The organism is Roseovarius sp. THAF27 (assembly GCF_009363655.1).
GTDB lineage: Bacteria > Pseudomonadota > Alphaproteobacteria > Rhodobacterales > Rhodobacteraceae > Roseovarius.
Window position 1 is genome coordinate 1,724,469 of sequence record NZ_CP045393.1, and the last position, 25,460, is coordinate 1,749,928.

Consider the following 25,460-nt stretch of genomic DNA (forward strand, 5'->3'; position numbering starts at 1 on the left):
AGTTCAAATCGCTGGCCAAGGGGGCGCGGAATGCAGACTGTCTCGGAGATCGCAGAGGATATCCTGGCGCGGGAAGGCGGGTTCGTGAATGATCCCGACGACCCGGGCGGGGCCACCAATCATGGCGTGACCATCCACACGATTCGGCGGCTGGGGCTGGACCTTGACCGCGACGGGGATGTGGACGTGGCCGATGTGCGCCGCCTGAGCCGGGCGCAGGCGCAGGACATTTTCATCGACCATTATTACCACCGGCCCGGCATCGCCCGGCTGCCACAGGTTTTGCAGGCCAGCGTGTTCGACATGTATGTGAATGCCGGGGCCAACGCGGTGAAGATCCTGCAACGGCTGTTGCGGCAGATGGGCCACGAGGTGGCCGTCGACGGCATCATCGGGCCTCAGACCATCGAGGCGGCCGAGCTGGCCCATGGCGTGGCGCCGCTGCATATCGCCGACGCCTACGGCATCGCGCGGCGGAATTTTTATTTCCGGCTGGCCGATCAGCGTCCCGCGTCGCGCAAGTTTGCGCGCACCCGGGCGGGCGGCAAGGGCGGATGGATTCGGCGGGCCGAGGCGTTCATCTCGTCGCGCTATCACATGACGCCGGCGGAATTTCGGGACCGGGTGGCGAAATGGGACTGATTGAGACGTTTCTAAGCCTGGTTTTCGGCGGCGGGCGCAATGCCGTGGCCGAAACCGCCGAAGTGTTCCGGGTGAATGCCGAGAAATCCGACCAACGCGCCGCCGAATTGCAGGGCGCGGCGCTGGCGCAGCTGGCCGCGGAGTTCAAGGCCGAGCGCAAGGGCTGGTACGACCGGTTCATCGACGGGCTGAACCGGGTGCCGCGCCCCGCGATGGCGCTTGGGACGCTGGGGCTGTTCGTGGCCGCGATGGTGGACCCGATCTGGTTTTCCGAGCGGATGCAGGGGATCGCGCTGGTGCCCGAGCCATTGTGGTGGCTGTTGGGCGCGATCGTCAGCTTCTATTTCGGAGCGCGGCATCAGGCCAAGGGGCAGGAGTTTCAACGTTCCATCGCAACGACCATGGCCCGGACGCCTCAGGTGGTAGGCAACCTGAAATCCCTTCGCGCGCTGGAGGCGGGCAGCGTGGGCGTGGCCGATACCGGGCATGACGCGGGCTTGGCGTTGCAGGTGCAGGAGGAGGCAACAGAGCGAAACCCGGCGCTGATGGACTGGGAAGACGCGCGGCAGGGGCGGTAAGGCCGCGCGGGCTGTGGCGCATAACACGACGCCCGCCGTGTGGCCTGACCGTCATCCCCGGACTTGATTCGGGGATCTCTTGGCGGGCGAGGTCCCGGATCAAGTCCGGGACGGCGTTGCTTATCTCGCCACCCGCGCGGAGCAAAGGCGCGGCACGCGCCGCCGCGCCATCGCTGCCCCCCACCCAGGGGGCGGCGATTGGGCCGATGCGGGCGCCTCGCTTGCACGTTTTTCGGATTTGGCCGGGATAAAGGTCTGCCGATGTGCCGTTGGATCGCCACCCCGGGGGGCATCGATGGCGCGGCGTATTCCCGCGACAATGTGATCACCCGTCGCACCCGAAAGGCGTTGGAGACCGGACCCGGGGCGATTATAACCAGGCCATGATCACCGAGCTTGGACATTTCGCCCTCATCCTCGCCTTCTTCGTGGCGTGCTTTCAGTCCATCGTGCCTCTGATCGGCGCGCAGAAGCGATGGGCGGGGTGGATGGCGGTGGCCGAGCCCGCCGCGACGCTGCAATTCGTGCTGACGCTGGGCGCGTTCGGGGCGCTGATGTGGGCCTTCGTGACCTCGGATTTCTCGTTGGAACTGGTGGTGGCCAACAGCCATTCGGCGAAGCCGATGCTTTACAAGATCACCGGCGTCTGGGGGAACCACGAAGGTTCGATGCTGCTGTGGGTGCTGATCGTAACGCTGTTCGGGGCCTTTGCCGCGTGGTTCGGGGGCAACCTGCCGCCGACGCTGAAGGCCCGCGTGCTGTCGATCCAGGGCCTGATCGGGGTGGCGTTCTTTGCCTTTATCCTGTTCACTTCGAACCCGTTTCTGCGGATGGACGTGCCGCCTTTCGACGGGCGCGACCTGAACCCGCTGTTGCAGGACCCCGGATTGGCGTTTCATCCGCCGTTCCTTTACCTGGGCTATGTGGGCCTTTCGATGACCTATTCCTTCGCGCTGGCGGCGCTGATCGAGGGCCGGGTGGACGCGGCCTGGGGCCGGTGGGTGCGGCCCTATACGCTGGCGGCGTGGATCTTCCTGACCATCGGCATCGCGCTGGGGTCCTGGTGGGCCTATTACGAACTGGGCTGGGGCGGCTTCTGGTTCTGGGATCCGGTGGAAAACGCGTCCTTTATGCCGTGGCTGATTGCCGCCGCGCTCTTGCATTCGGCCATCGTGGTGGAGAAACGCGAGTCGCTGAAAAGCTGGACCATCCTGCTGGCCATCATCGCCTTCGGATTCTCGATGGTGGGGGCGTTCATCACGCGCTCAGGCGTGCTGACCTCGGTGCACGCCTTTGCCACGGACCCCGAACGGGGTGTGTTTCTGCTGATGATCACCGGGTTCTTCATGATGCTGGGGCTGACGCTCTTTACCGCGCGGGCGGGGACGATGCAGGCCAAGGGGGTCTTCGGCCTGGTGAGCCGCGAGACGATGCTGGTGGCCAACAACGTTCTGTTGGGCGTGTCGGCCTTCGTCATTTTCGTGGGCACGATCTGGCCGCTGATCTCGGAGCTCATGTTCGACCGCAAGCTGAGCGTGGGCGAGCCGTTCTTCAACATGGCCTTCACGCCGTTCATGGTGGTTTTGGGGCTGATCCTGCCGGTGGGCGCGATGCTGCCCTGGAAGCGCGGCAATCTGGGCCGTGTGCTGCGGCCGCTTGCGGGCGCCTTCGCGCTGGCCGTCGCCGTGGGCGCGCTGGCCTTTGCGATGCAGACCGGGCGCAGCGCGCTTGGGCCGGTGGGCCTGTTTCTGGCGGCCTGGCTGGTTACGGGCGCGGCCGTCGATCTTTGGAGCCGGACGGGTCGGGGCGGGGGGCGCCTGTCGCGGTTGACGCGCCTGCCGCGCGCCGACTGGGGCAAGGCGGTGGCCCATGCGGGGTTCGGCATTACCATCGCGGGCATCGCCGGGATGCTGGCCTGGGAGGCCGAGGATATCCGCGTGGCGCAGGTGGGCGACAGTTTCGAAGTGTCGGGACTGACCATCACGCTCGACGATGTGCGCGAAGTGGAGGGGCCGAACTACCTGTCGACCATGGCGGATGTGACCTTGTCGAAGGGCGGATCCGTGGTGAGCCGGCTGAGCCCGGAAAAGCGGGTCTACCCGGTGGCCGGAATGCCCACGACCGAGGCCGCGATCGACAATGGTTTCCTGCGTGACGTCTATGTGGTGATCGGCGACGAGCAGGCGGCGGGCGGCTGGGCCGTGCGGACCTATTACAAGCCCTTGGCGAACTGGATCTGGGGCGGCGCGATCCTGATGGCGATCGGCGGCGCGCTGTCGCTCTCGGACCGGCGCTATCGCGTGGCGGCGGGGGCGCGCAAGACCCGTGCCGTGGGGGTGCCGGCGGAATGAAGCGGCTTGTGCTGATCCTGTGCCTGCTGGCCTCGCCGCTTTGGGCGGTGCAGCCGGACGAGATTTTGGACGATCCGGCGTTGGAGGAACGCGCGCGGGAGATATCCTCCGGCCTGCGCTGCCTGGTGTGCCGCAACGAGAGCATCGACGATTCCAATGCCGATCTGGCCCGCGACCTGCGCCTGCTGGTGCGCGAGCGGCTGGTGGCCGGCGACAGCGACGAGGAGGTCATCGACTTCGTCGTGGATCGCTATGGCGAATACGTCCTGCTGAACCCGGTGGCGAGCGGCAGCAACCTTGTGCTGTGGCTGGCGGGGCCGGTGATGCTGCTTTTGGGCGGGCTGCTGGCCGCGGTCTATATCTGGGGGCGCGCGGGCGCGAAACCGGAGGGCGAGGCGGGGCTGAGCGCGGCGGAAGAGGCGCGGCTGCGCGAAATCATGAAGGACTGACGCGCCGTCGCGCGTTGCATTTCCGGGCCGGGCGGGGTTGATTGGCGGCACACGCCAGATGGAGGCCCGCCCGATGACGACCTATCAGACCCTGACATACGACCTGAGCGACGAGATTGCCGTGCTGCGGATGAACCGCGCCGACAAGATGAACGCGCTCAACACGCAGATGCGGGCCGAGATCACCGACGCGGTTCAGCGTGCCGGGCGCGAGGCGCGGGTGGTGGTGCTGACCGGCAATGGCAAGGCGTTCTGCTCGGGGCAGGACCTGTCGGACAACGGCACGGCGGCGGCGCTGGACGTGGAACGCGTGCTGCGCGACGAGTACGAGCCGATGCTGCGGATGATCTCGGACTGCCCGGTGCCGACGATCGCGGCGGTCAACGGCCCGGCGGCAGGGGCGGGGGCGAACCTGGCGCTGGCCTTCGACGTGGTGATCGCGACCGAGAGCGCCTATTTTCTGCAGGCCTTTGCGCGCATCGGCCTGATTCCCGATGCGGGCGGCACCTACTGGATGCCGCGTCAGGTGGGCGCGGCCAAGGCGATGGGCGCGGCGCTGTTTGCCGAACCGATTTCGGCGCGGCAGGCGGATGCCTGGGGGCTGATCTGGGAGGCGGTCGAGGATGACGCGTTCGAGATGCACTGGCAGGCGCGGGCGGCCCATCTGGCCAAGGGGCCGACGGCGGCCTATGGCGGGATCAAGCGCGCGGTGCGCGGCAGCTGGGAAAACGGGTTCGACAAGCAGCTGGACCTCGAGGCGCAGTTGCAGGGCGAATGCGGTCGGACGCGGGATTTCCAGGAAGGCGTGACGGCCTTCCTGGACAAGCGCAAGCCGGAATACGAGGGGCGCTGATCAGTCGGCGAGCTCGATCAGTTCCACGTCGCTGAGCAGGAACGAGCCGCCAAGCCCGGCCACGATGACGGCGGGGGCGCCGTCGAGGCTGAGCACGGCGTCGCCGTTTACATCCGTCAGGCTGAGGTCCGGCGGGTCGCCGCCATCGTAGGTCAGCACGAGCAGTTCCTCGTTCACCTCGAAATCCGTGATCGTGGCCGGATTGCCGGCAAGCAGAGGGCTGCCGCCGATGAACAGGTCGGCGCCGTCGCCGCCGGTGACAGTGTCGTCCTGACCGAAAATCATGACATCGTTTCCGGCGCCACCATCGACCTCGTCGCCTTCGGTGTCTTCATCCCGGGTCAGGTCGAGGCCCGGCAGGTCGTCGAGCGACGCCGCGTCGCCATTGGCGAAATCGCGCGCCACAGTGCGGGTCGCATCGATGAAGGCGGTCTGATCGGTAAGGCCGGTCGACAGGATCAGGTCGTCGCCGGTGTCGCCGCGCAAGGTGTCGGCTCCGTCACTGTCCGCCAGGATATCCTCGTCGGCGCCGCCGCGCAGGAAGTCGTTGCCGGCATTGCCCGCGATCACGTCCTGGCCGTCTTCGCCGAACACCCGGTCGTCGCCGTCGCCGGCATCAATGATGTCGCCTTCGGCGCCGCCGCGCACCACATCGTCGCCGTCTTCGGCGTCGATGAAGTCGACAGCCTCGGTTCCGGTGATCGAGTCCGCGCCTGCCGTGCCGGTGATCGGATTGATCGTGTCGGTCGGAAGGGGATCGGGGCCGCCGGTTTCCGGCTCTTCGGGCAGCGGGCCGGGTCCGCCGGTTTCGGGCTCTTCCTCGCCCGGGGTGTCAGGGGCACGGGCATTGTCGTCATTATCGTCGAAGAGGTCGATGGCCAGGGCAGCCGTCGCGCCGATGCCCAGGAGACTGAGCAAAACTATACCAAGCATGAAGGAATTCCCAAGAGACTCACATGTTTGCAGATTACTCTTCGATTGGCGGCCCGTCGTGAACATTCGTCGATTTCGGGCCGGATTCATCGGTTTTCGGGCCATTTGCCCGGTGCATCGTCGCCACTTGCGAAACAATTTTTCCGATTTGGAAGAAGCGTTGATTTTCGGGCGGGACCACGGAAAGCTCAGGCCGTGTAGCGGCCTATGGCGACATTGCGCAACGAGAAGTCCGGGCTGGTGTCGCGCAGGACGGCGATCGAGCGGCCATCGGCCATGATGGTGGTGACGCCCGTCGTCTCGTTCCGCGCGACCGACAGTTCGGGGGCGTCCCCGTCCCGGTCGTAGACGAAGGTGATGATATCCTCCGCCGCGTCGAAATCCGCGATCTCGACCGGGGCGTCGCCGGCGATCCAGTCGCCCAAGGCAAACTCGTCGCCGCCGGGACCGCCGGCGATGGTGTCGTCGGAGCCTGCCACCACGGTGTCGTCGCCCGCGCCGAGGTCGACCAGGTCGCCGGCATCGGACGCGGCCGGCAGGTCGTAGGCGAACGCGATGTCGAAGATATCGTCGGCCCCGGCGGCGGAACTGCGCAGGGCAGCCTCGTCCACGACATTGGCCGCCTCGACGAAATCGTGGCCGTCGCCGGCGGCAACCGCGTCCTGCCCGGTGCCGGGAATGATGACGTCGCCGCCCGCGCCGCCGGTCAGCGTGTCGTCGCCATCGAAGCCGATGAGCCAGTCGCCGCCGGTGCCCCCCGCCAGAAGCTCGGCGCCGTCGCCGCCCAGCAGGAGATCGCTGCGCGCGGCGGCCTGCGCCTCAGCCTCGGCGGAGTCTTCGGTTGTGTCGTCCGGTGCAAACTCGGGCAGGTCGATCCCGCCCAGCCCCACGAGGCCGGCCATTGCGCCGCCGATCAGTATCAGGATGCCGAGTATCGCCATGATGCGCCCCAAGTTGCCCGGTTGCGGGCATCATGGCGCAGGAGACTGAACCGGCGGTAAATGCGCGACCGGCCGCCGCACATCACTTGGCTACAATTTTAGCCATCCTGCGGGCACAAAGAAAACGCCCCGCGCTGGCGGGGCGTTTCGGAACGGCAGGAAGGTCGCGCTCAGCGGTTTTCCATGTCCACGTAATCGCGCAGCGTCTCGCCCTTGTAGAGCTGACGCGGGCGGCCGATTTTCAGTTGCGGATCGCCGATCATTTCCTTCCACTGCGAAATCCAGCCCACCGTGCGGCTGAGCGCGAAGATGGGCGTGAACATCGAGGTCGGGAAGCCCATCGCCTCGAGGATGATGCCCGAGTAGAAATCGACGTTGGGGAAGAGCTTCTTCTCGGTGAAGTAGGAATCTTCCAGCGCCTGTTTCTCAAGTTCCTTGGCGACTTGCAGCGTCGGGTTGTTCTCGATCCCCAAGAGGTCGAGCACCTCGTCGGCGGATTGTTTCATCACCTTGGCGCGGGGGTCGAAGTTCTTGTAGACGCGGTGGCCGAAGCCCATCAGGCGGAACGGATCGTCCTTGTCCTTGGCCCGCGCGATGAATTCCGGGATGCGGTCGGGCGTGCCGATTTCCTGCAGCATCTCCAGGCAGGCCTGGTTGGCGCCGCCATGGGCCGGACCCCAGAGGCAGGCGATGCCCGCCGCGACACAGGCGAAGGGGTTGGCGCCCGACGACGACGCCAGCCGGACCGTGGAGGTCGAGGCGTTCTGCTCGTGGTCGGCATGCAGGGTAAAGATGCGGTCCATGGCGCGGCTGAGGATCGGGTTGACCTCGTAATCCTCGGCCGGGACGGCAAAGCACATGCGCAGGAAGTTCGACGCATAGTCCACATCGTTGCGCGGATAGACGAAGGGCTGGCCCAGCGTGTACTTGTACGCCATCGAGGCGATGGTCGGCATCTTGGCGATCAGGCGGATCGTCGCGACCTCGCGCTGCCACGGGTCCGAGATGTCGGTGCTGTCGTGGTAGAAGGCGGAAAGCGCGCCCACCACGCCGACCATGATGGCCATCGGGTGCGCATCCCGACGGTAGCCGCGGAACAGGAAGTGCATCTGTTCGTGCAGCATGGTGTGGTTGGTCACACGGTTCTCGAAATCCTCCAGCTGGGCGGCGGAAGGCAGCTCGCCATAGAGCAGCAGGTAGCAGACCTCGAGGTAATGCGATTTCTCAGCCAGCTGGTCGATCGGGTAGCCGCGGTGCAGAAGCTCGCCCTTGCCGCCGTCGATATAGGTGATCGTGCTGTCGCAGCTGGCGGTCGAAGTGAAGCCGGGGTCATAGGTGAAGACGCCCGCCTGCGCGTAGAGCTTGCGGATGTCGATCACGTCCGGGCCGGCGGTGGGGGAATAGACCGGAAGTTCGTATTCCTTGTCGCCGATCGTCAGTTTCGCGGATTTGGTACTGTCTGCCATCAGGGTCTCCCTCGTCAAGCCGTGACGCGCGGCGCGTCTTGGCTGCTTAATCCAGTGCACCTTACAAGAGTGTTAAACACTCTTCGAGGCAGCATCGTTCAGTCGGGCGAGGGATTCCTCCCGGCCCAGGACCAGCATCATGTCAAACACGCTCGGTGTTGCCGCCCGACCGGCCAGCGCGGCCCGCATCGGGCCGGCCAGCTTGCCGAACTTTAGATCCTTGGAGGCGGCAAACGCATTCGCCGCCTCTTCCAGATCGTTGCGCGACCAGTTAGCATTTTGCAAGTGCGGCGTCAATTCGTTCAGTATACCACGGGATACTGCGTCCAGCTGCGCGGCGGCCTTCGTGTCCGGTTCGATCGGTCGGTCCGCCAGAATAAATTCTGCCTTATCAAGAAGTTCAGGAAAATTCTTCGCGCGCTCCTTGAGGCAGTACATGCCGTCCAGAAGCAGCGCCTGTTTCGCTTCGGGCAGCGGATCGGATGCCGTCGCGTCAAGGAAGCCGTTCAGTTCATGCAGCAGCGCAGCATCGTCGCTGGCGGCAATATGCTGGCCGCAGAGATTGTCCAGCTTCTTGAAGTCGAACCGGGCGGGGGATTTGCCGATCCCGTCGAGGTCGAACCATGCCTTCGCCTGGTCGTCGGTGAAGAACTCGTCGTCGCCGTGGCTCCAGCCCAGGCGGGCGAGATAGTTGCGCATGCCCGCGGCCGGGTACCCCTGCTTCTGGTACTCGTCGACGCCGAGCGCACCGTGGCGCTTGCTCATCTTCTTGCCGTCGGGGCCGTGGATCAGCGGGATATGGGCGTAGACCGGCAGGGGCCAGCCCATGGCGGTGTAGATCAGCATTTGGCGGGCGGCGTTGTTGAGGTGGTCGTCGCCGCGGATGACGTGGGTGACGCCCATGTCGTGGTCGTCCACCGCCACGGCCAGCATGTAGACCGGCGTGCCGTCCGAGCGCAGCAGGACCATGTCGTCCAGTTGATCGTTGCGGATGGTGACGTCGCCCTGCACCTTGTCGGCGATGGTGGTCGTGCCGTCGAGCGGGGCCTTGATGCGGATGACGTAGGGCGCGTCGGGGTGCGTGGCGGGATCGGCGTCGCGCCACGGGCTGCGATAGAGGGTCGAGCGGCCCTCGGCCTTGGCCGCGTCGCGGAACGCCTGTATTTCCTCCTGCGTGGCAAAGCATTTGTAGGCCTGGCCCTTGGTCAGCAGTTCGTTCGCCACCTCGGCGTGGCGGTCGGCGCGGGCGGCCTGGCTGACCGCCTCGCCGTCATGGTCGAGGCCGAGCCACGCCAGCCCGTCCAGGATCGCCTGCGTTGCCTCGGGGGTCGAGCGGGCACGGTCGGTATCCTCGATCCGCAAGAGAAAGCTGCCGCCGTGACGCCGCGCGAAAAGCCAGTTGAAAAGCGCCGTGCGCGCCCCGCCGATATGCAGGTATCCGGTCGGCGAAGGGGCAAAACGGGTGACAACTGGCTGCGACATGGGGCCGGTTAACCTTTCGGTAAGCATGGGGGACGTATCGTTACGGTGCCTGTCTATCGGCCCATGAAAAGGGAGACAAGCCTTGGTGCCTTGGCATCGTGCCATCACCGCCTGGCTGGATCAGCGAGGGCACCTGTTTGCATGGGTGCCGGTGATGCTGGCCTGCGGGATCGCGCTCTATTTCGGGCTGAAGTCCGAGCCGCCGCTATGGGTGTACGCCGCATTGGCCGGAGGCGTCGGCATGGCGCTTGCGCTGCTGCGCTATGTCGGCGCGCGGCTGGCGCCGGTGATCTGGGCCGTGGCACTGGTGGCGATCGGGCTCTGCATCGCCGCGGCCCGGGCGCATGGCGTGGCCGATGCCAAGCTGGGCTGGCGCTATTACGGCCCGGTGGAGGGGCGCGTGGTGGATATCGACCGCTCGGGCTCTGACGCGCTGCGGGTGACGCTGGACCGCGTGGTGCTGCGCTACATGGCCCCCGAGCGGACGCCGGGGCGCGTGCGGGTCTCGTTTCACGGCGCGGCGGAGGGCGCCGATCCGCAACCGGGCGAGACGCTGATCCTGACCGCGCACCTGTCGCCACCCGCCGGCCCTGTAGAGCCGGGGGGCTTCGATTTCCAGCGGCACGCGTGGTTCAAGGGGCTGGGGGCGGTGGGCTATACCCGCACGCCTGTCCTGCTGCTGGAACCGGCGGCGGGCGGGCAGATCCTGTTCAAGACGCGCATGGCGTTGTCGGGCCGTATCCAGGCGCAGATGCCGGGCGAGTCCGGGGCGTTCGCGGCGGCGATCATGACCGGCGACCGCTCGGGCATGGGGCAGGAGACGCTGACGGCGCTGCGCGTGTCGAACCTGGCGCATCTGCTGGCGATTTCGGGGCTGCATATGGGGCTGCTGGCCGGGTTCGTCTTTGGCGCGCTGCGGCTGGGGATGGCCGCCGTGCCGGGCTGGGGGTTGCGCCTGCCCACCAAGAAGATCGCGGCGGTGGGCGCGTTGCTGGCGGCGGCGGGATATCTGGCGCTGTCGGGCGGCAACGTGGCGACCGAGCGGGCGTTCGTGATGGTGGCGGTGATGCTGCTGGCGGTGCTGGCGGACCGGCGCGCGCTCAGCTTGCGGGCCGTGGCGCTGGCGGCCTGCATTATCCTGGTGCTGCGACCGGAGGCGCTGATGGGGCCGGGGTTCCAGATGTCCTTTGCCGCCACCACGGCGCTGGTGGCGGTGTTCGGGGCCTTGCGCGACCGGGACTGGCGCCTGGGGCCGAAATGGATGCGGCCCGTCTGGGCCGTGGTCATGTCGTCCTTCGTGGCCGGCCTGGCGACGGCGCCGATTGCGGCGGCGCATTTCAACCAGATCGCGCATTACGGGCTGGTGGCGAACCTGATGAGCGTGCCGCTGATGGGTGTGCTGGTGATGCCCATGGCGGTGCTGGCGGGGCTGTTGATGCCCTTGGGGGTGGAGGGGCTGGCGCTCGCCGTGATGCAGCCCGCGCTGGAGTGGATCCTGGGCGTGGCGCATTGGGTCTCGGGGCTGGACGGCGCCCGGGGCACGGTGGTGCGCCCGGGGCCCTGGGTGCTGCCGCTTCTGTCGCTGGGGGCGCTTTTCGTGGTGCTCTGGCAGGGGCGGGCGCGGTTTGCCGGGGTGGTGCCGGTGGCGCTGGCCTTTGTCCTTTGGGCCGAGGCGGAGCGACCGGATATCCTCGTCTCGGACACTGGCAGCCTTGTGGGTGTGATGACGCCCGAGGGCCGGGCGCTCTCCACGGGCCGCGCGTCGGGCTTTGTCGCCGCGAACTGGCTGGAGAATGACGGCGATCCGGTGGACCAGGAGGGCGCTTTTGCCCGCTGGACCAAGGTCGCGGGCGGCGACGGCTGGCCGATCACCGCCGTGCGGGGCAAGCGCGCGGCGGAAGAATTCACCGAGTGCGGCCCAAAGGATTGGGTGGTGTTCAACAACGTGCCGCAGGCCCAATTGCCATGCCGGACGATCCATCCGGATACGCTGAAGGAAACGGGGGCGCTGGCAATCTGGCGCGAGAAAGGCGGGCTCAGGGCCGTCACTGCCCGCGACATGACGGGCGCGCGGCTTTGGAATACGGACCGCCGGCGGCGGTCTGGTACGCTTCAGTAGGTGCGGATCAGACCCACAAGGCGGCCCTGCACCTTGACCTGGTCCTCGGGCAGGACGCGGGTCTCGTAGGCGGGGTTCGCAGCCTCCAAGGCTATGGCGTTGCCGCGGCGATAGAATTTCTTCAGCGTCGCTTCCTGATCGTCCACCAGCGCCACGACGATATCGCCGTTATCAGCGGTCGACGTCTCGCGGATCACCACCACGTCGCCGTCATTGATGCCCGCCTCGATCATCGAGTCGCCCTTGACCTCGAGCGCGTAATGCTGGCCGGGGCCGGCGATCATGTCGCCGGGGACGGCGACGTTGTGGCTGGCATGGGCGATCGCCTCGATCGGGACACCGGCGGCGATGCGGCCCATGACGGGCAGCTCCAGCGCATGCACCGGCGCGACCGGCTGGGCATTGGCGGGTTGCGCGGCCTCGGGGCGGTCGCCGTCTATCACGCGGGGGGTGAAGCCGCCGCTGCCGCCGATCATGTCTCCGCCCATGCTTTCGGGCAGCTTGATGATTTCCAGCGCCCGCGCACGGTGGGCAAGGCGGCGGATGAAGCCGCGTTCCTCCAGGGCCGTGATCAGGCGGTGGATGCCGGATTTCGAGCGCAGGTCCAGCGCATCCTTCATCTCGTCGAAGCTGGGCGGCACACCGTCGCGCTGCACCCGCTTGTGAATGAATTCCAGCAGATCGAGCTGCTTCTTGGTCAGCATTTTCTCACGCCTCCACGGTCCATGCGTTTACATTTGTTCTACGCATGTTCTTGTTTTGTGTCAACGGGTCTGTGGATATACGGGTCAGATCGGCACGTAATCGACCCGGTCGCCCTGCGCTCGGGGGGCATCGTCTGCGGGCCGGATCAGCAGCGCGTTGGCGCGGGCCAGGACCGAGAGCATGCCGCTGTCCTGGCTGCGTTCGGGCAGGATGCTGCCATTCTCGACCTGGGCGCGCATGTAATGTTCGCGCGGGCCGCCGGGGGGCATGTCGGCGGCGAGTTTGGCCGAAAGGCGCGGGGCAGGGTGTGCGCCAAGTCCCTGCATGGCGCGGATCATCGGGGCCATGAAGATGTGCCCGCAGACCATGGCCGAGACCGGGTTGCCGGGCAGGCCCAGCATGGCGGCCTCGCCCATGCGACCGGCCATGAGGGGTTTGCCGGGGCGCATCCTGACCTTGTAGAACGACCGCTCCATGCCAAGATCGCCCGCCACAGCGCCGACGAGGTCATGGTCACCCACCGACGCGCCGCCGATGGTGACCACCAGGTCGGCGCCCTTGGCGAGGTCGAAGGCGGTTTCCAGCGCCTCGCGCGTGTCGCCGGCGATGGGCAGCATGCGGGGCTCGGCGCCCAGAGTGTCGAGCAGGGCGCAGAGGCCGAAGGAATTGGACGCGATGATCTGATCGGGGCCGGGGTCCTCGCCGGGCATGACCAGCTCGTCGCCGGTGGCGATGAGGGCCACCTTGGGTTTGCGGGTGACGGTGACCTCGGCCACGTTCATCGACGCCAGCAGCGCCACGTCCTCGGGCGAGAGCAGGCGGGGCGCCTCGATCCGGTCGCCGGTGCGGAAGTCGTCGCCGCGGGGGCGGATGTTCGGCTTGTCCTCAAGCCTGTCGCCGAGGGTGATGCGGTCGCCGTCGCGGCTGACATCCTCCTGGATCACGACCTTGTCGGCGCCTTCGGGCACCGGCGCGCCGGTGAAGATGCGCACGGCCTGATGCGCGCCGACGGTGCCGGCAAAGCCATGCCCGGCGGCGGATTCGCCGATGATTTCGAAGCTGGCGCCGGAAGCGGCCTCGGACGCCTTCAGGGCGTAGCCGTCCATCGAGGAGGCGTCGAACGGCGGCTGGTCACGCCGCGCCTCGGCATCCTGCGCCAGAACGCGGCCATGCGCCTCGCGCAAGGGAACAGTTTCCGGCTCCAGCGGGGAGACGAGCGAAAAGAGGTGCGCAAGGGCCTCGTCGACGGTGATCATTTCGCCTCGTAACGGCCTGATTTTCCGCCGTCTTTCAGCACCACGCGCAGCCCGCCGATTTCCATCGCGCGGTCAACGGCCTTGGCCATGTCATAGACCGTCAGGGCGGCGCTGCTGGCCGCCGTCAGCGCCTCCATCTCGACGCCGGTCTGGCCGGTGGTCTTGACGGTGGCGGTGATGCGGATGCCGGGCAAGTCGGGGTCGGGGGTCAGCTCCACCGCGACCTTGGCGATGGGCAGCGGATGGCAGAGCGGGATCAGCTCGGACGTGCGCTTGGCACCCATGATGCCGGCGAGCCGCGCAACGGCAAGGACATCGCCCTTCTTCGCGCGACCTTCGGTAATGATATCAAAGGTTTCGCGGGCCATCTTGACATGGGCCTCGGCCACGGCGACGCGCGCCGTCACGTCCTTGTCCGAGACGTCGACCATGTGGGCGTCGCCCTTGCCGTCGAAATGCGTGAGCCCAGCCATCAATGCGCCGCCGGCGCGGAGCCGGACAGGATATCGCGGGTTGCGGCGGTGACATCCTCTTGCCGCATCAGGCTTTCGCCGATGAGGAAGCAGCGCGTGCCGTAGCGTGCCATTTCCGCGAGGTCGTCATTGGTGTAGAACCCGCTTTCCGAGATCAGAAGGTGCTCGATGGGGGCCAGCCGGGCCAGGCGCTTGGTGGTGTCGAGCGAGGTCTCGAAGGTGTTGAGATCGCGGTTGTTGATGCCCAGAAGGTTGGATTTCAGCAGGTTCGTGCGTTCCAGCTCTTCCTCGTTGTGCACCTCGATCAGCGAATCCATGCCGTGTGCGATGGCGGCCTCCTCCAGTTCGATGGCCTGCGAGTCGCTGACCGAGGCCATGATGATCAGGATGCAGTCCGCGCCCCAGGCGCGGGCCTCGACCACCTGGTAGGGATCGTAAAGGAAATCCTTGCGCAGCAACGGCAGATCGCAGGCCTCGCGGGCCTGCATCAGGTATTCTGGCGCGCCCTGAAAGCTGGGCGTGTCGGTCAGGATCGACAGGCAGGTGGCGCCGCCCTCGGCATAGGCGGCGGCAAGCGCCGCGGGGTCGAAATCTTCGCGGATGAGGCCCTTGGACGGGCTGGCCTTCTTGATCTCGGCAATCAGGCCGAAGCCGGTCTTGCTGGCCTGCAGGAGTGCATTTCCGAAAGGCCGCACGGGCGGGGCGTTCGCGGCCTCGGATTCCAGCTTTTCCAAGGGCTTGTCGGCCTTTGCTGCGGCGATTTCCTCCAGCTTGTAGGCCTTGATCTTTTCAAGGATGGACGGCGTGCTCATGCGGCCTCCGATGTGATTTTGGCAAGGGTCTCGATCCGGGCGCGGGCGGCGCCGCTGTCGATGCTGTCGCGGGCCTGCTCGACGCCTTGCTTGAGGTCGTCCGCGTGGCCCGCCACCACAAGGGCTGCGGCGGCGTTCAGCAGCACGGCGTCGCGGTAGGCGCCTTGTGCGCCGTCCAACAGCGCGCGGAAGGCGCGGCCGTTTTCCTCGGGCGTGCCGCCCAAAATATCCTCGAACGGGTGCACGGGCAGGCCGGCATCCTCGGGGTGAATTTCCGCCTCGCGTATGGTGCCGTCCTCTTCCAGCGCCGCCACCTGGCTGGGGGCGGAAATGCTCAGCTCGTCGGTGCCGTCGCCGCCATGGACCAGCCAGGCGCGTTCGGCCCCGAGCTGACCCAGGGTTTCGGCCATGGGGCGGATGAGCGCCGCGCTGAAGGCGCCTGTCAGCTGGCGCTTGACGCCCGCGGGATTGGTGAGCGGGCCGAGGATGTTGAAGATCGTGCGCGTTCCCAGCTCGGCACGGACGGGGCCGACATGGGCCATGGCCGGATGATGCATGGGCGCCATCATGAAGGCGATCCCGGCCTTTTCCAAAGCCTTTTCAACCACATCCGGCCCGATCATCACGTTGACGCCCATCTGAGTGAGCGCATCGGCCGCGCCGGACTTGGAGCTGAGGTTGCGGTTGCCGTGCTTGGCGACCGGCACGCCCGCGCCGGCCACGACAAAGGCGGTGGCGGTCGAGATGTTGAGCGTGCCCTTGCCGTCGCCCCCGGTGCCGACGATGTCCATCGCGCCTTTGGGCGCGCGGACCTTGTGGCACTTGGCGCGCATCACGGCGGCGGCGGCGGCGTATTCGTCCACCGTCTCGCCGCGCGTGCGCAGGGCCATCAGGAAGCCGCCCATCTGCGCGGGTGTCGCCTCGCCTTCGAAGAGCGTAGTAAAGGCCGCCTCGGCCTCGTCCCGGGTCAGGGGGCGGTCGGCGGCGGCGCCGATCAGGGGCTTCAGGCTGTCGCTCACGCGGGCACCTTCATCACGTCGAGGAAATTCTTCAGCAACGCGTGCCCGTGTTCCGAGCGGATCGATTCGGGGTGGAACTGCACGCCGTGGATGGGCAGCGACTTGTGTTGCAGGCCCATGATCGTGCCGTCCTCGAGTTCCGCCGTGATATCGAGCACATCGGGGCAGGTCTCGCGCGCCACGACGAGCGAGTGATAGCGTGTCGCCTCGAACGGCGTGGGCAGTCCGGCGAAGACGCCGGAGGCGGTGTGATGCATCGTGCCCATCTTGCCGTGCACGATGTCCGAGTGGCGCGTGACCGTGCCGCCGAAGACCTCGCCGATGGCCTGGTGGCCAAGGCAGACGCCCAAGAGCGGCGTTTCGGTATCCGCCGACGCCTCGATCAGCGCCTTGCAGATGCCGGCCTGGGACGGCGTGCCGGGGCCGGGGGACAGCAGGATGCCCGCGGGTTTCATCGCCATCGCCTCCTGCACGTTCAGGGCGTCGTTGCGGTGCACTTTCACGTCCGCCCCCAGCTCGCCCACGTATTGCACGAGGTTGTAGGTGAAACTGTCGTAATTATCGATGAGCAGCAACATGTCGCCAATTTCCCGTCTGCGCCGTGTCATTTCGGGCCTATGACCCGGGCTTTCAATCGCGATATAGATGCTCAGGGTTGCGCGGCAGGGTCAAGAGGCGCAAAACTGTTAAGAAAGAAATATGAGGGCAAAAGCAGTGTTACGCGGATATCTTGCCGGATTGGTGACGGGAACGGCGGTGTCGGGGCTTCTCCTGGGCGGGCTTTCCGTGTTGAGCGACCTGCCGGGCGATGCGCCGCCCGAGGCGACCGAAGTGGAAGTGCCCGCGGGCTCGGAATTCGACCAGTCGCGGGAGGATGACGCGGTGTCCCTGCCCAAGCTGCAGGACACGCAGACGCCCGACGCGGTGCCGCAGGTGACCGCACCCGATCCCGATGATCTCAGTTCGCTGGAAGGGGCCGACACCACCTCGTCGGGCCAGCCCGAAACCGGCGCGCCCGAGACCGGCCTGAACATACCGGACTCGCCCGAGGGCGAGAGCGGTGTCGATGTCGGCTCGGAACAGCCGGTGCTGCCCAATCCGCAGGCCCAGGCCCCCGAAGCGCCGACGGGGGAGGACGACCTGTCGATTTCCACCGAGCCGGCGCAGCCCGCGATGCCGGAACCGGAGACCGAAAGCGCGGCCTTTCCCGAGAGGGAGGACGACGGCGCGGATGACCCGGCGGGCGAAAGCGATGCGGCCCCCGCGGAGGACGGCGAGACCGCGCCCGAGGCGCAGGCCGACGCCGCGCCGGAGACCGCCCCGGAGGCACCGGCCAGCGACATGCCCGCACCGGAGGCGCAGGACGGCGCCGAGCTGTCCGAGCCGCAGGAGGCGGTGGAAGACACCGCGCCAGCGGCCCCGGAGGGCGATGCGCCTGCGGACATGACCGCGCCCGAGGGCGAGGCAGGTGGCGAAGGCGTGGACACGGCAAGCGAGGAGGGCGCGGCCGGCACCATCGGCGACCTGGCCGATGGCGTGACCACCAACCGCCTGCCCACGGCCATCGACGACCCCGAGCCCGAGCCGGCGCCCGCCGAAGCGGCGGAGACAGAGGCAGAGACCGCCGAGGGCGCGACGCCGGAGGACCTGCCGCGACTGGAACGCTACGCGACCGCGTTCGAGAACCCCGAGAACAAGCCGCTGATGTCGATCATCCTGATCGACGACGGCACCAGCCCGATCGGCCCGGCCGCATTGGCCGATTTCCCCTATCCGCTCAGCTTTGCGGTGGATGCGTCGGATGCCAACGCCGCCGAAACCGCCGCCAAGTATCGCGCTGCGGGGATGGAGGTGCTTGTCATGGTCGACCTGCCGCAGAATGCCTCCGCCAGCGATGCCGAGACGTCCATGAGCATCTACCTCGAGGCCGTCCCCGAGGCGGTCGCGGTCTTCGAGGGCACCGGCACCGGCCTGCAATCCAGCCGCGAGGCGGCCGAGCAACTGGCGCCGATCCTGCAAGACAGCGGTCATGGCCTGGTGATGTTCCCCAACGGGCTGAACACCGTGCAAAAGCTGATCGCGCGCCAGGGCGTGCCCTCGGCCACCGTGTTCCGGGACTTCGATTCCAACGGCCAGAGCGCCAGCGCGGTGCGCCGGTTCCTGGACCAGGCGGCGTTTCGCGCGGGCCAGGAAGAGGGCGGTGTGATCATGGTGGGCCGCCTGCGCCCCGACACGATCAGCGCGCTGCTTTTGTGGGGCTTGCAGGACCGAGCGGCCAGCGTGGCGCTGGCGCCGGTCTCGGCGGTGCTGACGGCAGAGTAGGCCAACCCTGATTGACGCGACGGTGCGCGCACCCCCGGTTGCGCCGCGCCCGGGGAATGTCGTAAGAATCTTCACGAAACGGATATTCCACGATACGCGGCGCAGCAGACCCGGCAGCGCCATTTCCCAGTTGACCACAGTTCAGGACAGGCATTTTCCATGCAAGCCCTTCACCATCCGCTCCAACAGCGCAGACTTGCCGCGCTGCGCGACTTCGAGATCCTCGACACGGATCCCGAGCAGGAGTTCGACGAGATCGTGAAGCTGGCCGCGGCGACCTGCGGCACGGCGATCTCGGTGGTCAACTTCATCGATGCCGAACGGCAGTGGTTCAAGGCGGAAACCGGGCTTGGGGTGCGCGAGACGCCGCTGGCGACCTCGATCTGTGCGCATGTGATCCTGCAAGACGAGTTTGCCGAGATCCGGGACACGCTGGATGATCCGAGGATGCAGGACAACCCGCTGTGCTGTGGCGAGCCCGGCCTGCGCTTTTATGCCGGGGCGCTGCTGACCACCCAGGACGGGCTGCCGCTGGGCACGCTTTGCGTTCTGGACTACGAGCCCCGCGAACTGACCGCGTTGCAGCGTGACACCCTGCGCGTTCTGGCGCGGCAGGTCGTGACCCTGCTGGAAATGCGCAAGGCGCTGCGGTCGGCCGATATCCTGCGCCGCGAGGTGGATCACAGGGTCAAGAATTCGCTGCAATCGCTGTCTTCCTTCACCAATCTTCAATCCAGGGCCTTTGCGTCGGACGACGCGAAGCTGGCCCTATCGATGGTCAAGACCCGGATCGACGCGCTCACGCAGTTGCACGAGATGCTGTACCAGTCCGACGACCACGGCGTGGTAGAACTGGGCGCCTTCCTGACCAGCGTCTGCGCGCAGCTGGAGGGGCTGGCGCCTGAGGGGGTCACGCTCGAGGTGGCGACGACGCCGGTCTCGGTCCCGGCGCAGCAGGCCGTGGCGGTGGGGACCTTCGTGAACGAATTCGTCGCGAATTCCTTCAAGCACGGGTTTCGCGACGGGCATACTGGCAGCGTGACGGTCGAACTGGGTCTCGAACCGGACGGACAGGTCCGGCTGACCTGTTCGGATACCGGCGTGGGCCTTCCGCCCGACCACGGGATCGAGTCCGCCGGTCTGGGAATGAAGATCGCCGAGGTGATCTGCCTGGAGCTTGGCACGGACCTGGACTTGCGCAACGGCGCCCATGGGGTCGTGGCGACGCTGACCTTCACACCCGCGGCGGCGTAGAGCGGTCCGGACCGGCGCGACTCGGCGGCGGATCGTGGCGTGCCCGGCGACGGTGCGGACAAGACCGCCCGGGTCAGGCCTCGCGCCACGTGCCGGGATCGAGCCCGTCCAGCGTGAAATCGCCCACCCGCCAGCGCACCAGCCGCAGGGTGGGGTGGCCCACGTGGGCCGTCATGCGGCGGACCTGCCGATTGCGGCCTTCTGATATGGTGATTTCCAGCCAGCAATCGGGCACGGATTTGCGGAATCGGACCGGCGGGTCGCGCGGCCAGAGGTCGGGCGGGTCGATGCGGCGGGCCTTGGCGGGCCGGGTAGGACCGTCCTTGAGCGTCACGCCTTTCGCCAGCGCGTCGAGCGCGGCGGCATCGGGGTCGCCCTCGACCTGCACTAGGTAGGTTTTCTCGGTCTTGAATTTCGGGTTCGACAGGCGCGCCTGCAGCTTGCCGTCATCGGTCAGCAGCAAGAGCCCTTCGCTGTCGCGGTCGAGCCGCCCGGCGGGGTACACACCCGGCATGTCGATATAGGCCGAGAGCGTGGGGCGCGGACTGCCTTGCGTGCCCTTGTCGGTGAATTGCGACAGGACGCCCATGGGTTTGTTGAAGAGGATCAGCATGGGGGGCGGGGGGTGGTGGGGTGAAACCCCGTCAAGGTGGGGTGAAACCCCACCCTACGTGTTGCCGTTGCCGGTGAAGCGGGTGGCGTCGGCGGCGGCGCGGCGGATGGCGTTGGACTTGTGGACGGTCTCCATGTACTCGGCCTCGGCGTCGCTGTCATAGACCACGCCGCCGCCCGCCTGGATGTAGAGTTTGCCGTCCTTCACCACCGCCGTGCGCAAGGCGATGCAGACATCCATGTCGCCGGTGCAGCTGAAATAGCCCACGCCGCCGCCATAGACGCCGCGCTTTTCGGGTTCCAGCTCGTCGATGATCTCCATCGCGCGGACCTTGGGGGCGCCGCTGACTGTGCCGGCGGGCAGGCCGGCCAGCAGTGCGGAAAGCGCGTCGTGCTCGTCGGAAAGCTCGCCCACCACGTTCGACACGATGTGCATGACGTGGCTGTAGCGTTCGATGATGAACTCTTCCGTGGGGCGCACCGTGCCGATCCTGGCCACGCGGCCGACGTCGTTGCGGCCCAGATCCAGCAGCATCAGGTGCTCGGCCAGCTCTTTCTGGTCGCCCAGAAGATCGGCCTCGTTGGCTCGGTCTTCGTCCGGGGTTGCACCGCGGGGGCGCGTGCCGGCGATGGGGCGGATCGTGACCTCGCCGTCCATGACGCGCACCAGAATTTCGGGGCTGGCGCCCACCACCTGAAAGCCGCCGAAGTTGAAATAGAACATGAAGGGCGACGGGTTGGTGCGCCGCAGGCTGCGATAGAGCGCGAAGGGCGGCTGCGGAAAGTCCTGCGTCCAGCGCTGGCTGGGCACGACCTGAAAGATGTCGCCGGCGCGGATATATTCCTTGGCCTTCTCAACGGCTGCCTTGTAGCCCTCGCGGGTGAAATTGCTGACCGGATCGCCCGCCTCTTGCGCGTCGCCCAGGTCGCGGGCCTGCTGGGGCAGGGCGCGTTCCAAATCACGCACCGCGTCCATCACCCGCTCGGCGGCCTGGGCATACGCCGCGCGCGGGCTTTGCCCGTCGCTGGCCCAGGCGGGGGCCACGACGATCACCTCGCCCTTCACACCGTCCAGAACGGCGACCACCGACGGGCGGATCATCACCGCATCGGGCAGGCCCAGCGGGTCGGGGTTCACGTCCGGCAGGTGTTCGACCAGCCGGATCATGTCATAACCCAGATAGCCGAAGAGGCCCGCGCTGGCGGCGGGCAGGCCTTCGGGCAGGTCGATCCGGCTTTCGCAGATCAGCGCGCGCAGCGTGTCGAGCGGCGAGCCCTCCAGCGGCTCGAACGCGTCCGCGTCGAACCGGGCCTGCCGGTTGATGCGGCTGGTGTCCCCGTGGCACTGCCAGATGAGGTCGGGCTTCATCCCGATCATCGAATAGCGTCCGCGCACCTCGCCACCGGTCACCGATTCCAGCAGAAACGCATCGCGGGCCGCGCCCGTTAGTTTCAGCATCAGCGACACGGGCGTGTCCAGATCAGCGGCCAGCCGGGCGTAGACGACCTGGTTCTGCCCGGCCTCATACCCTGCGGCGAAATCCTCGAATGACGGGGTGAGGTCCAACGCGTCCGCCTTTACTGAAAGTTGTTGTGCACGGCGTTGAGCGCGCCCTGGTCGAAATTGACACCGGCGCGGGTGCGGATGTCGTTGGCCAGCACCTGGAACAGGTCCTGCGACAGGCTGCCCGCCGTCTCGTTGCGCAGGAAGCGGTCGATCTGTTGCAGGTCGCCATCCTCGGGGTCGGGAGGCTCGATCGTGTTGAGTTTCAGCACGAAGATGCGGCCGTTGCCGTTGATCACCTCGACCTCGCCCGCCTCCATGCCGAACACGGTCTGGATGAACTCCTGCGGGGCTTCCTCGATAAAGCCGCGGCGGGTGACCTCTTCGCTGCCATCGATGCTCAGCTCGACCTCCTCGAAGCTTTCGCCGGTGGCCAGGCGTCCGACCTTGCCGGCGACCTGCTCGCGCAGAAGCTGGTTGATCCTGGTCTGGGTCCAGGCCTCGGCGACGGCGTCGCGCACCTCGTCGAGCGGTTGCAGGGTGGGGGGCACGGTCTCGTCCAGGCGCATGGCGAAGATGCCGCCATCCTCCAGCTCGATCACTTCCGGGTAGTCGTCCTCGCCGAGGTTCGCGGCGGCGGCGCGGAAGCCCTCGTAGGCGGCGATTTCCTCTGACATGCCGGGATGCCAGTCGATGCTGGCCACGCGCATGGCGGTCTCGGCGCCCAGATCCTCGATGGTGGCGCCACCGGCCAAAAGGTCGTCGACCGCATCGACGCGGCCTTCGACCACGCGGCGGGCGCGGTCGACGGCGATGATGTCGCGCAGTTCCGGCTCGGCCTCTTCAAAGGTGGTTTCCTGGGCCTGAAGCACCGCGTTCACGCGGAACAGGGCGGGGCCGACGCTGCTGGGCAGGGGACCCACCACTTCCGAGGGCGCGGCGCCGAACACCGCGTCGGCGGCGTCGCCCAGATCGGCGGCGGTGACGGTGCCCATGTCGGTATCGGCCAGTGCCAGCCCGCGCTCGGCCACCAGATCCTCGAAGCTGGTCTCGCCCTCCTCAATGCGCGCCATCGCGGCTTCGGCGGCGGCGGTGTCGGAGAACACCAGCCGTTCGACCAGCCGGCGCTCGGGCTGCACGAATTCGTCGCGCCGCGCTTCGTAGGCGTCGCGCAGGGCCTGCTCGTCCACCTCGACCGTGTCGAGGATCATCTCGGGCGTCAGCCAGGCATAGGTGATGCGCTTGAACTCGGGACGGGTGAACCGCGCCTCGTTCTCGGAGTGGAAGGCGGCGAGGTCTTCTTCGCTGGGCTCGGGCACGCCGACCTCGAGGTCCTCGCGGCCCAGCACGGCCCATTCGATGCCCCGCCGTTCGCCGAGGTATTGCTTGACGGTGTCGGTATAGGCATCCGGCATGGTGACGCCGGACAGCACCGCGGCCTGCACGAAGCTGCGGGCGATCTCGCGGCGGATGTCGTCCTCGAACTCGGACTCGTTCATGCCCATGCGGTCCAGCGTAAAGCGGTAGGCCTCGCGGTCGAATTCGCCGCCCGGCCCGGTGAACTGGCGCATCGAGGTGATCTGGTCGGCCAGGTTCGTGTCGCCCACCGAGATGTCGTTGACGATGGTTTCATGGTCCAGCGCGCCCTGCACGGTCAGCTGGCCCATCACCTTTTCGGGGATGTTCAACTCCCGGGCCTGGGCAAAGCTGATGCTTTCGCCGCGGTCGGCCTCTTCGGCGCGGATCTCGTTCTGCAGGCCCTGGAAATAGTCCTGGACCGAGATCTCGGCCTCGCCCACGGTGCCGACCGTGCGCAGGGTGCCCGACAGGCTGGTGACGCCGAAGCCGCCAAGACCGAGGATCAGAAGACCCATCAAGATCCAGACAAGCGGTTTCGTGATGCTTTTGGCTGCCATGTGGCCTCCCCCGGGGCTGCTCTTGCGGTTCAGGCCTGTCTAAGGCCGGTTTCAGCGAGGAGCAAGGGGCCAGTCAAGCGCGGCCAGCCGGTCGAAAAGCGTGCCGATCTCGGCGCGGTTGACGTTGGCGAAGGCCACGCGCAATTCGCGTTGTCCTTGGGGCGCATCGGCGGGCTGAAACATGGTGCCGGGCAAGAGCAAAATGCCGGCCTCGGACACCAGTTTCTGCGCCAGTTCATCGGACGGCATGGCGAAGGGGTGGCGGAGATAGGCGAAATAGGCGCCGCAGCCCATCAGTTTCCAGCCTGTGCCGTCGATCCTGGCCATGTTGTCGGAAATGGCCGCGCGGCGGTCGAGGATCTCGTCGCGTTCGCCGGCCAGCCATTGGGAAAGGTTCTGCATCCCCCACAGGGCGGCGATCTGGCCCAGCTGGTTGGGGCAGATGGTGACGGTATCGAGGAACTTCTCGGCCTCGGCAAGCCGTGCGCGGCTGGCGACCATCGCGCCCACCCGGTGGCCGGTCAGGCGATAGGCCTTGGAGAAGGAATAAAGCTGAATGAGCGTGTCGTCCCACGCGGGATCGGTGAAAAGGTCATGCGGCGCGCCGCTACGGGCGTCGAAGTCGCGGTAGGTCTCATCCACGATCAGCGCGATGCTGTGGCGGCGCGCCAGATCGAAGAAGGCGCGCACCAGATCGGCGGGGTATTCCACGCCGCCGGGGTTGTTGGGGGTGACCAGCGAAATGGCCCGCGTGCGGGGGGTGATCAGCCCCTCGGCCCGCTCGGGGTCGGGCAGCAGCGCGTCGTCGGTGGGCAGGGGTACGGAAGTGACGCCCTGCATGTCGAGCCACATCTTGTGATTGAAGTACCACGGGGTGGGCAGGATGACCTCGTCGCCCTCGGTACACAGCCCGGCGATGGTGGCGGCAAAGGCCTGGTTGCAGCCCGAGGTGATGGCGACCTGGTCGGCCGCGATGGCCCCGCCATAGGCGCCGCACCACTGGCGGGCCACTTCCTCGCGCAGATCCGGGCGGCCCAGCACGGGGCCGTAGAGATGCGCTTGCGGCTCATTGAGCGCTGCCTCGGCGATGACCCGGCGCAGTTGCTCAGGCGGCGGCTCCACCGGGGCGGCCTGGCTGACGTTGATCAGCGGGCGCTCGGGCGGGAAGGTGACGCCTTCCAGCCAGCGCCGCGCCTCCATCACCGGGGGCGAAAAGGTCGTCTCGGTGCGGCTTGACATGTTGTCCCCTCAGGCCCCGCGATAGGGTTCGACATATTGCAGGGCCAAGTCCCACGGGAAGAAGATCCAGGTGTCCTGGCTGACCTCGGTCACGAAGGTATGGACCAGCTCGCGCCCCTGCGGCTTGGCATAGACGGTGGCGACATGCGCCTTCGGCAGGGCGGCGCGGACCACCTCCAGCGTCTTGCCGGTGTCGACCAGGTCATCGACGATCAGTACCCCCTCGCCATCGCCCACGAGGTCGGGATCGGGGGATTTCAGGATCTTCGGCTTGCCTTGGGTCTGGTGGTCATATGATTTCACGCTGATCGTATCGACCGCGCGGATGTCCAGCTCGCGCGCGACGATCATCGCGGGGGCCATGCCGCCGCGGGTGATGGCGACCACGGCCTTCCAGTCGGCATCGGCCGGCGCCTCGTCCTGCAACCGCCAGGCCAGCGCGCGGGCATCGCGGTGCAGCTGGTCCCAGCTGACGTGAAAGCCTTTTTCGTGGGGCAGGCGGTCGGTCATGCGGTGTCTCCCGTCCGGGGCAGA

General features: G+C 67.2%; 23 protein-coding genes. 8 read left to right on the top strand and 15 right to left on the bottom strand.

Annotated features, from left to right (window positions below; all coding sequences use genetic code 11):
- Positions 1-30: 30 nt before the first annotated feature.
- The 5 genes from FIU89_RS08625 (at position 31) to FIU89_RS08645 (ending at position 4,873) form a co-directional block, all read left to right on the top strand.
- Positions 31-642 (top strand): holin-associated N-acetylmuramidase, encoded by a 612-nt coding sequence (locus tag FIU89_RS08625; RefSeq protein ID WP_152492220.1) that lies wholly within the window; start codon positions 31-33, stop codon positions 640-642.
- Complete coding sequence (locus FIU89_RS08630; RefSeq protein WP_172978062.1) at positions 633-1,220, top strand: holin family protein; 588 nt, start codon at positions 633-635, stop codon at positions 1,218-1,220. The genes FIU89_RS08625 and FIU89_RS08630 overlap by 10 nt, the downstream gene beginning before the upstream one ends.
- A gap of 383 nt (positions 1,221-1,603) precedes the next feature.
- A complete protein-coding gene (locus FIU89_RS08635; protein WP_152492221.1) occupies positions 1,604-3,571 on the top strand; it encodes a heme lyase CcmF/NrfE family subunit in 1,968 nt (655 codons plus the stop codon).
- Positions 3,568-4,020, top strand: a complete 453-nt coding sequence (locus FIU89_RS08640) for a cytochrome c-type biogenesis protein (protein ID WP_152492222.1) — start codon at positions 3,568-3,570, stop codon at positions 4,018-4,020. The genes FIU89_RS08635 and FIU89_RS08640 overlap by 4 nt, the downstream gene beginning before the upstream one ends.
- A gap of 73 nt (positions 4,021-4,093) precedes the next feature.
- Positions 4,094-4,873, top strand: a complete 780-nt coding sequence (locus FIU89_RS08645; RefSeq protein WP_152492223.1) for an enoyl-CoA hydratase-related protein — start codon at positions 4,094-4,096, stop codon at positions 4,871-4,873.
- Here the strand turns inward: FIU89_RS08645 and FIU89_RS08650 are convergent, their stop codons facing one another.
- The 4 genes from FIU89_RS08650 to gltX form a co-directional block, all read right to left on the bottom strand.
- Entirely contained in the window at positions 4,874-5,806 is a 933-nt protein-coding gene (locus FIU89_RS08650; protein WP_172978063.1) for a calcium-binding protein, read from the bottom strand.
- A 188-nt stretch (positions 5,807-5,994) separates the two neighbouring features.
- Complete coding sequence (locus FIU89_RS08655) at positions 5,995-6,747, bottom strand: calcium-binding protein (protein WP_152492225.1); 753 nt, start codon at positions 6,745-6,747, stop codon at positions 5,995-5,997.
- A gap of 170 nt (positions 6,748-6,917) precedes the next feature.
- On the bottom strand, positions 6,918-8,213 hold the full coding sequence (gltA, locus tag FIU89_RS08660) for a citrate synthase (RefSeq protein WP_152492226.1): 1,296 nt from the start codon (positions 8,211-8,213) through the stop codon (positions 6,918-6,920).
- 72 nt (positions 8,214-8,285) lie between these two features.
- Positions 8,286-9,695, bottom strand: a complete 1,410-nt coding sequence (gene gltX, locus FIU89_RS08665) for a glutamate--tRNA ligase (RefSeq protein ID WP_152492227.1) — start codon at positions 9,693-9,695, stop codon at positions 8,286-8,288.
- 85 nt (positions 9,696-9,780) lie between these two features.
- Between gltX and FIU89_RS08670 the strand changes: the two genes are divergently transcribed.
- Positions 9,781-11,814, top strand: a complete 2,034-nt coding sequence (locus FIU89_RS08670; RefSeq protein ID WP_254701830.1) for a ComEC/Rec2 family competence protein — start codon at positions 9,781-9,783, stop codon at positions 11,812-11,814.
- Here FIU89_RS08670 and lexA read toward each other — a convergent pair.
- The 6 genes from lexA to FIU89_RS08700 form a co-directional block, all read right to left on the bottom strand.
- A complete protein-coding gene (gene lexA / locus FIU89_RS08675) occupies positions 11,808-12,518 on the bottom strand; it encodes a transcriptional repressor LexA (RefSeq protein WP_152492228.1) in 711 nt (236 codons plus the stop codon). The two genes, FIU89_RS08670 and lexA, sit on opposite strands and share 7 nt — an antisense overlap.
- Positions 12,519-12,602: 84 nt before the next feature.
- Positions 12,603-13,775 carry a gephyrin-like molybdotransferase Glp gene (gene glp / locus FIU89_RS08680; protein ID WP_152492229.1) on the bottom strand — a complete coding sequence of 391 codons (1,173 nt, stop codon included), beginning with the start codon at positions 13,773-13,775 and terminating at the stop codon, positions 12,603-12,605.
- Positions 13,772-14,248, bottom strand: coding sequence for a cyclic pyranopterin monophosphate synthase MoaC (gene moaC, locus FIU89_RS08685; RefSeq protein ID WP_152492230.1), 477 nt, complete (start codon positions 14,246-14,248; stop codon positions 13,772-13,774). The genes glp and moaC overlap by 4 nt, the downstream gene beginning before the upstream one ends.
- A complete protein-coding gene (trpC, locus tag FIU89_RS08690) occupies positions 14,248-15,060 on the bottom strand; it encodes an indole-3-glycerol phosphate synthase TrpC (RefSeq protein WP_152492231.1) in 813 nt (270 codons plus the stop codon). Before trpC ends, moaC begins: the two co-directional genes overlap by 1 nt.
- On the bottom strand, positions 15,057-16,079 hold the full coding sequence (gene trpD, locus FIU89_RS08695) for an anthranilate phosphoribosyltransferase (protein ID WP_152492232.1): 1,023 nt from the start codon (positions 16,077-16,079) through the stop codon (positions 15,057-15,059). The genes trpC and trpD overlap by 4 nt, the downstream gene beginning before the upstream one ends.
- On the bottom strand, positions 16,076-16,657 hold the full coding sequence (locus tag FIU89_RS08700; protein ID WP_152492233.1) for an aminodeoxychorismate/anthranilate synthase component II: 582 nt from the start codon (positions 16,655-16,657) through the stop codon (positions 16,076-16,078). Before FIU89_RS08700 ends, trpD begins: the two co-directional genes overlap by 4 nt.
- Positions 16,658-16,778: 121 nt before the next feature.
- Between FIU89_RS08700 and FIU89_RS08705 the strand changes: the two genes are divergently transcribed.
- Positions 16,779-18,401 (top strand): divergent polysaccharide deacteylase family protein, encoded by a 1,623-nt coding sequence (locus tag FIU89_RS08705; RefSeq protein ID WP_254701831.1) that lies wholly within the window; start codon positions 16,779-16,781, stop codon positions 18,399-18,401.
- Positions 18,402-18,560: 159 nt separating this feature from the next.
- The gene (locus FIU89_RS08710) at positions 18,561-19,655 is read left to right on the top strand and encodes a sensor histidine kinase (protein WP_152492234.1); all 1,095 of its coding nucleotides are present in this window, start codon (positions 18,561-18,563) and stop codon (positions 19,653-19,655) included.
- 73 nt (positions 19,656-19,728) lie between these two features.
- On the opposite strand, the gene FIU89_RS08715 is transcribed toward FIU89_RS08710, so the two are convergent.
- The 5 genes from FIU89_RS08715 to gpt are packed head-to-tail and all read right to left on the bottom strand — an operon-like array spanning position 19,729 to position 25,436.
- The gene (locus FIU89_RS08715) at positions 19,729-20,268 is read right to left on the bottom strand and encodes a pseudouridine synthase (protein ID WP_152492235.1); all 540 of its coding nucleotides are present in this window, start codon (positions 20,266-20,268) and stop codon (positions 19,729-19,731) included.
- A gap of 54 nt (positions 20,269-20,322) precedes the next feature.
- The gene (gene trpE / locus FIU89_RS08720) at positions 20,323-21,834 is read right to left on the bottom strand and encodes an anthranilate synthase component I (protein ID WP_152492236.1); all 1,512 of its coding nucleotides are present in this window, start codon (positions 21,832-21,834) and stop codon (positions 20,323-20,325) included.
- A gap of 11 nt (positions 21,835-21,845) precedes the next feature.
- On the bottom strand, positions 21,846-23,687 hold the full coding sequence (locus FIU89_RS08725; protein ID WP_152492237.1) for a peptidylprolyl isomerase: 1,842 nt from the start codon (positions 23,685-23,687) through the stop codon (positions 21,846-21,848).
- Positions 23,688-23,738: 51 nt separating this feature from the next.
- Positions 23,739-24,926 carry an aminotransferase gene (locus tag FIU89_RS08730; RefSeq protein WP_152492238.1) on the bottom strand — a complete coding sequence of 396 codons (1,188 nt, stop codon included), beginning with the start codon at positions 24,924-24,926 and terminating at the stop codon, positions 23,739-23,741.
- 9 nt (positions 24,927-24,935) lie between these two features.
- Positions 24,936-25,436, bottom strand: coding sequence for a xanthine phosphoribosyltransferase (gpt, locus tag FIU89_RS08735; RefSeq protein WP_152492239.1), 501 nt, complete (start codon positions 25,434-25,436; stop codon positions 24,936-24,938).
- Positions 25,437-25,460 lie beyond the last annotated feature (24 nt).